This window comes from Actinophytocola sp., assembly GCF_050699915.1.
GTDB lineage: Bacteria > Actinomycetota > Actinomycetes > Mycobacteriales > Pseudonocardiaceae > Actinophytocola.
Genome location: NZ_JBOHGA010000070.1, coordinates 21,620 through 28,633 on the forward strand (window position 1 = coordinate 21,620; position 7,014 = coordinate 28,633).

6 protein-coding genes are annotated in these 7,014 nt (G+C 71.7%); 1 reads left to right on the forward strand and 5 read right to left on the reverse strand.

Annotated features, from left to right (window positions below):
• Positions 1-43: 43 nt before the first annotated feature.
• The 5 genes from ACRDSK_RS15050 to ACRDSK_RS15070 all read right to left on the reverse strand — a co-directional run bounded on the left by ACRDSK_RS15050 (position 44) and on the right by ACRDSK_RS15070 (position 6,466).
• A complete protein-coding gene (locus ACRDSK_RS15050) occupies positions 44-2,866 on the reverse strand; it encodes an FAD-binding and (Fe-S)-binding domain-containing protein (RefSeq protein ID WP_431441430.1) in 2,823 nt (940 codons plus the stop codon).
• A 70-nt stretch (positions 2,867-2,936) separates the two neighbouring features.
• Complete coding sequence (locus tag ACRDSK_RS15055) at positions 2,937-3,920, reverse strand: glycine betaine ABC transporter substrate-binding protein (protein ID WP_431441432.1); 984 nt, start codon at positions 3,918-3,920, stop codon at positions 2,937-2,939.
• Complete coding sequence (locus ACRDSK_RS15060; protein ID WP_431441433.1) at positions 3,917-4,693, reverse strand: ABC transporter permease; 777 nt, start codon at positions 4,691-4,693, stop codon at positions 3,917-3,919. The genes ACRDSK_RS15055 and ACRDSK_RS15060 overlap by 4 nt, the downstream gene beginning before the upstream one ends.
• Entirely contained in the window at positions 4,690-5,826 is a 1,137-nt protein-coding gene (locus ACRDSK_RS15065) for an ABC transporter ATP-binding protein (RefSeq protein ID WP_431441434.1), read from the reverse strand. Before ACRDSK_RS15065 ends, ACRDSK_RS15060 begins: the two co-directional genes overlap by 4 nt.
• On the reverse strand, positions 5,819-6,466 hold the full coding sequence (locus tag ACRDSK_RS15070) for an ABC transporter permease (RefSeq protein WP_431441435.1): 648 nt from the start codon (positions 6,464-6,466) through the stop codon (positions 5,819-5,821). The genes ACRDSK_RS15065 and ACRDSK_RS15070 overlap by 8 nt, the downstream gene beginning before the upstream one ends.
• Positions 6,467-6,583: 117 nt before the next feature.
• Between ACRDSK_RS15070 and ACRDSK_RS15075 the strand changes: the two genes are divergently transcribed.
• On the forward strand, positions 6,584-7,014 hold a 431-nt coding region (locus ACRDSK_RS15075; RefSeq protein ID WP_431441436.1), incomplete at its 3' end, for a hypothetical protein.

The window sequence follows — 7,014 nt, forward strand, 5'->3', positions numbered from 1 at the left end:
TGCGGGGCCTGACAAGTGCTGCGGTTGTGGACAACTTGTGCGGCTAGGTCGGCAGGCCCGCTGCCAGGATCTCGGCCAGGTGGACGGGGTGGCGGTCGGTGTTCTGCTCGATTTGGGTTCGGCAGCTGAAGCCGTCCGCTAGTACGAGGGTTTCCGGGGAGGCCTCGCGGATCGCGGGCAGCAGGGTCTGCTCGGCCAGGGCTTGGGACACCTCGTAATGACTCCGCTCGAAGCCGAAGTTGCCCGCCAGGCCGCAGCAGCCTGCGGGGAGGCGGCGGGCGGCGACTCCGGCTTGGGCGAGTAGGGCTTCGTCCGCGTCGAAGCCCAGGGTGGCGTGTTGGTGGCAGTGCACCTGGGTGATCGCCGTCCTCGGCACCGCGGGCGGGGTCCACTCGGGAGCGTGCTGGGCCAGGAAGTCCGCCAGGGTGTGGGTTCGCTCCGCCAGCGTTGTCGCACGGGAGTCCCCCAGGAGGTCTGGAACGTCGCCGCGTAGGGCGGACAGGCAGCTCGGCTCCAGGCCGACCACCGGTGTGCCGGCCGCCAGCTCCGGCTCCAGCACCCGCAGAGTCCGCCGCATCACCCGGCGGGCCGTGGACAGCTGGCCGGTCGACACCCAGGTCATGCCGCAGCACACGGCACCTCTTGGCAGTACCGGGTCGAAGCCGGCCGCTCGCAGCACGCGGACGGCCGCCACGCCTATCCGCGGGGAGAAGAAGTTGGTGAAGGTGTCCGGCCACAGCACGACCCGGCGTCCCGTCCCGGTACCAGGCCGGAACGCTCGGGTCAGCGACACCGGCGCAACGCGCGGCAGCGACCGCTGCGGTGCGATCCCGCCCAGCCGCTTGAGCAGAGCCGACGAGCCGCGCGCGGACATCATCGCGTTGGCCGCGCCCGGCGTTCGGGACGCGAGTCGCAGCCACAGCGGCAGCCAGCCCATCGAGTAGTGCGCCGCCGGGCGCAGCCGGCGCGCGTAGTGGTGGTGCAGGAACTCCGCCTTGTACGTCGCCATGTCCACATTGACCGGACAGTCGCTCGCACATCCCTTGCAGGAAAGGCACAAGTCGAGCGCGTCGCGCACCTCGGTCGAGCGCCAACCATCCGTGATCACCTCGCCGGCGAGCATCTCGTACAGCAGCCGCGCCCGGCCGCGGGTCGAGTGTCGCTCCTCGCCGGTGACGCGGAAGCTCGGACACATCACGGCCGCGTCGCCGCCGTGGTCTCGGCACTTGCCCACGCCGACACACCGCCGCATCGCCTGCGCGAAGTCGCCGCCGTCGTGCGGGTAGCGGAACTCGGTCACGACCGGCAGCGGCCGCAACGCGGCGAACCGCAGGTTCTCGTCGACCCGGTACGGGCTCACGACCATGCCCGGGTTCATCCGACCCTCCGGGTCCCAGATCGCCTTGAACCGCGAGAACAGCGTGATCATCGCCGGCGAGTACATCCGCGGCAGCAGCTCCGCGCGCACCTGGCCGTCGCCGTGCTCGCCGGACAACGTCCCGCCGTGCCGCGCCACCAGGTCCGCGCCCTCCTCCACGAACCGCCGGTACGCCGCCACCCCTTCGCGATGGGTGAGGTCCCAGTCGATCCGGATGTGGATGCAGCCCTCGCCGAAGTGGCCGTACGTCAACCCGCGCAGCCCGTGCCGCTCCAGCAGTGCACGGAACTCCCGCAGGTAGGCACCGAGGCGCGCCGGCGGGACGGCCGTGTCCTCCCAGCCGGGCCACGCCTCCGAGCCATTCGCCATCCGCGTCGAGATGCCCGAGCCCTCCTCGCGCAGCCGCCACAGCGCGCGCTGCTCGGCCGGCTCCGTGTACATGGCGTGCGGCACGGACAACCGCCCGGCGAGCGCCGTCGCGGCGGCGATGGCCGACGGCACGTCGTCGCCGCCGACCTCGACGAACAGCCACGCGCCGCCGTCGGGCAAGGTCGGCCGGCGGTCGGCGCTGCGGCTGTCGCGCAGGGCGAGGATGCGCTCGTCCATGCTCTCCACGGTCAGCGGGCCGTGCGGCAGGATCGTCGGCACCGCGTCCGCGGCCGCGACGTCGTCCGGGAAGCCGAGCACGAGCAGCGCCCGGGTCCGCGGCACGGGGACAAGTCGGACCGTCGCGCCGAGCACGGTCACGCACGTGCCCTCGGTGCCGACGAGTGCCTTCGCGAGGTCGTGGCCGTGCTCGGGGAGCAGCTGGTGCAGCGGGTAGCCGGACACCTGACGGCCGAACCGGCCGAGCTCGGTGCGCAGCGGCGCGAGGTTGCCGCCGGTCAGGCCGCGCAGCGCGGTGTGGATCTCCCCCACCCGGCCCGGCAGCGCGGCGAGCCGGTCAAGCTCCGCGGGAGTGGTCGAGCCGACGGTGAGCCGGGTGCCGTCGTAGAGCAGGACATCCAGCTCCACCACGTTGTCCAGCGTGGTGCCCCACGCGACCGAGTGCGAGCCGCACGAGTTGTTGCCGATCATGCCGCCGAGCGTGCAGCGGCGGTGGGTCGACGGGTCCGGGCCGAACGTCAGGCCGTGCGCGGCGGCCGCGGCTCGCAGGTCGTCGAGGATCACGCCCGGCTCGACCCGGGCGGTCCGGCGTTCGGGGTCGATCGCGTGGATCGTGTTCAGCTTCGACAGGTCCAGCACGAGGCCGCCGCCGGTGGCGTTGCCGGCGAGGCTGGTGCCGCCGCCGCGCGGGACGATCGGCACGCCGAACTCGCGGGCGACGCCGACCGCGGCCACCACGTCGTCGACGTCCTCGGCGACCACGACGGCGAGCGGCACCCGCCGGTAGTTCGAGGCGTCCATTGTGTACAGAGCGCGCGTCCCGGCGTCGAAGCCGACCCGTCCGGAAACGGCCTCGGCCAGCCGTCGTTCGAGACCTGCCATGTCCACTGTGGACCCCTCCCAGCCGGTCGCCTGGGTCCACGGTAGTGAGCCGGCCGGGAGCCGGCACGGCTCAGCCGGCCGGGTTGGTGACGAAGCCCTGCGCGACCAGCCAGTCCCTGGCCACGACGGCCGGGTCGGTGCCGTCGCCGTCGACCTCGACGGACAGCTCGAGGATCGTCTCGTTGTCGAGCTTCGCGGCGACCGGGTTCAGCACGTCGGCCAGCTGCGGGTAGCGGTCCAGGAAGTCCGTGCGCACCGTGACCGCGGCGTTGTACTGGGGGAACGTCTTCCTGTCGTCCTCCAGCACGGCCAGGTCCAGGGTCAGGATCCGGCCGTCGGTGGTGAAGACCTCGCCGAAGTTGCACGTGTTGCCCGCCGCGAGCGTCGCGTAGATCGCGCCCACGCCGAAGGTCTTGATGTTGCGGTCGGGCACGTCGAACTCGTAAGTCCGCTCGGCGCCGGCCAGACCGTCCTGGCGGCTGATGAACTCCGACTCCAGGCACATGCTGCCCAGGTCCGGCTGCTCGGCCAGCAGCGCCACCATGTCCGACATCGTCTTCAGCTGGTGCTTGTCGGCGAACTCGCGGGTGGTGGCGATCGCGTACTTGTCGTTCACCGGCGAGTAGTCCAGCCACGCGATGCCGAACCGCTCCGCGTCGGCCTTCTTGACCGCGTCGTACTGGGCCTGCTCGTCCGGGATCGGCTCGGTCTCCTGCTGGAAGTTGATCCAGCTCGTGCCGGTGTACTCCCAGTACAGGTCGACGTCGCCGACCTCGAGAGCCTGCCGCGCGCTCGGTGAGCCCTGGATGTTGGTCATGTCCCGGATGTCCGCGCCGGCCGCGGTCAGCGCCACCTCGGCGATGTAGCCCAGCAGGATCTGCTCGGTGAAGTTCTTCGAGCCGACGGTGATCTGCAAGCCTTCGAGCTCGGGCACCGGCTCGATCGACCCGGGACCCACGTCGAACGGCAGCTTGTACGCGGCGTCGAGCCCGCAGCCGGTGACGGAGCCGGCGAGCAGGACGCTCACCGCCAGCAGTCCGGCGAGGCGCCTCATCGCAACCCCTTCGGTCCGAGGTACCGCTCGGCGAGAGCGCCGAGCCAGTCGACCACCAGCGCCAGCCCGACCGCGAGCGCGGCGCCGGTGAGCAGCACGGTCGTCCGCGCCACCTTGTAGCCCGAGTCGATCACGAAGCCCAGCCCGCCGCCGTTGACGAACAGCGCCAGCGTCGCGGTACCCACGGCCAGCACCAGCGACGTCCGCAGGCCGGCGAGGATCAGCGGGACCGCGAGCGGCAGCTCCACCCGGCGCAGCACGGTGAACGCGGACATGCCGATTCCCCGACCCGCGTCCACGAGGGATGGGTCGACCTGCTGGATGCCGACGATCGTGTTGCGCAGCACCGGGAGCAGCGTCACGAACGCCAGCGGAATCGCCGCCGCCCACAGGCCTTCCTGCGAGGTCCAGAGGAAGTACAGCACCACCACGCCGATGGCCGGCGCGGCCTGACCGATCGTCGCGATGCCGGTGAAGACGGGTGCGACGCGCCTGGCCCACCGCCGGGTCAGCATGATCCCGAGCGGGATGGCCACGACGGTGACCAGCGCGGTCACCGCGAGCGTGATCAGCACGTGCTCCCACGTCGCCTTGAGCAGCGTCGTCGAGTTGAGCGTCACCACCTCGATCGCGTCGAGCTCCTGGCCGAACGCCCAGATCAGCACACCGCCGACCAGGACCACGGCGGCGATCGGCTGCAGGAACAGGCGCAGCAGCTCGGCCCGCCGGGAACCCGACTCGAGCGAGAGCACCGCGCCCGTGTCGGTGGTCATGCGTTGTGCTCCTCGCGCAGCTCACGGATCTTGGCGACCACCGTCTCCAGCTGGACCGTGCCGACGAGCTCGCCGCGGGTGCCGGTCACCACCGCGTCGCCGCCCTCGGTGAGGATCGCCTCGAGCGCGTCCTGCAGCGTGGACTGCGTACTCACCTTGTCGCCCACCGGCGTGCCGACGCTCGCCAGTGAGATGCCCGTGACCTGGCGGGCGTGCGCCCAGCGCAACGGCCGGCGCTGGGCGTCGACGATCAGCAGGAACGTCGCGCCGGCGTCGTCGAGCCGCTTGCGCACCTCGGCCGGCGACTCGTCCTCGGTCGCGGTGGCCGTGTCCGTGTTCAGCTCGATGTCGCGCACCCGCAGCAGCGTGAGCTGCTTGAGCGAGGCGCCCGCGCCGACGAAGCCGGCGACCGTGTCGTCCGCGGGGTTCGCGAGGATCGACTCCGGGGTGCCGTACTGCAGGATCCGGGACCGCTCGCCCAGCACCGCGATCTGGTCGCCGAGCTTGACCGCCTCGTCGAAGTCGTGGGTGACGAACACGATCGTCTTGCGCAGCTCGGTCTGCAGCCGCATCAGCTCGTCCTGCAGGTTGCCGCGGGTGATCGGGTCGACCGCGCCGAACGGCTCGTCCATCAGCAGCACCGGCGGGTCCGCGGCCAGCGCCCGGGCGACGCCGACACGCTGCTGCTGGCCGCCGGAGAGCTGGCGCGGGAAGCGGTCGCGGAACTGCTCGGGGTCCATGCCGACGAGCTCGAGCATCTCCGTCACGCGGTCTCTGATCCGGGTCTTCTCCCAGCGCAGCAGGCCCGGCACGACGCCGACGTTCTGCTCGACGGTCAGGTGCGGGAACAGGCCCGCCTGCTGGATCGAGTAGCCGATCCGCCGGCGCAGCTCGTCCGGGTCGATCGACAGCGCGTCCTCGCCGCCGATGGCGATCCGGCCGGACGTCGGCTCGATCAGCCGGTTGATCATCCGCATCGTGGTCGTCTTGCCGCAGCCGGACGGCCCCACGAAGATCGTCGTCTCGCCCGGCTTGATCGTCATGGTGAACCCGTCGACCGCGGGCTCGCGCTGGCCGGAGTAGCGCTTGGTGACGTCTTCCAGCTGGATCTCGACACCGGTGGTGTCAGCCACGAAGCCCCCTCGAGGTAGTGAGACGCGCGACGACGAGGTACAGGCCGTCGATCAGCAGCGCCATGATCACGATGCCGATCGTGCCGGCGAGCGCCTGGTTGAGGGCGTTCGCGCTGCCCGCCCGGTTCAGTCCGGAGAAGATCTCGGTGCCCAGGCCCGGGCCCTTCGCGTACGCGGCGATCGCGGCGATGCCCATCAGCATCTGCGTGCTGACCCGCATGCCGGCGAGGATCGCCGGCCAGGCCAGCCGCAGCTCGACCCTGGTGAGCACGGCGACGCGGTTCATCCCGATGCCGCGGGCCGCGTCGGTGACCGCCGCGTCCACCCCGCCGAGCCCGACGATCGTGTTGCGGACGATCGGCAACAGCGCGTAGAGCACCAAGGCGGTGACCGTCGGCGCGACGCCGAGGCCGATCAGCGGGATCAGCAGGCCGAGCAGCGCGAACGACGGAATCGTGAGGATCGTGCTGGCGAGCGCGGTGGCGATGGTCGAGCCGACCGGGCTGCGGTAGACCGCGACGCCGACGAGCACGCCCAGCACCGCGGCGATGATCGTGCACTGGATGACGACGCTCGCGTGTTGGTACGCCTCGATGGCGAGCCGCGACCACCGGTCACCGATGAAGTCCCAGAGGCTCACCCCTGGTCACCCCCGCCCCGACGCAGAGTGTTTGTGGGGGACCACGGTGGCGTAAGTGGACGGTCAGCGCAAGCGGTGAGTCACCGGCATTGCGCGCATTGCATATGCTACGTCGACATGGGCGGACGGAAGACCGGCGAAGCGCCTGGCGCGCGCGGCTGGTTGCTGACCGCCTGCTCCGCCGCGCTGGCCGTCGCCGCGCACGGAACCGCAGGTGGGGAGCTGTCCGACGCGGCGCTCACCGTCCTGCTCACCGCCGTCCTCGCCTGGGGAGGCACGGCGCTCGCCCGGCGCGGCGGACTGCTGTCCGTCTTCGTCGCGCTCGCCACCACCCAGCTCGCGCAACACCTGCTGCTCACCGAGGTCGCGGGCGCCTCGCACGGGCACGCGCCAATCCCGCCCCCGGTCGACGGCCGGCTCATGCTCGCCACCCACACGGTGGCCACGCTGGTCACCGCCGTGCTGCTGCTGCGCGCCGACAACGCGCTCGCCACCGCCCGCGCGGCGATCGCCTGGCTGGTCGGCCGGCTGCAGGCGCTGTGCCCGGC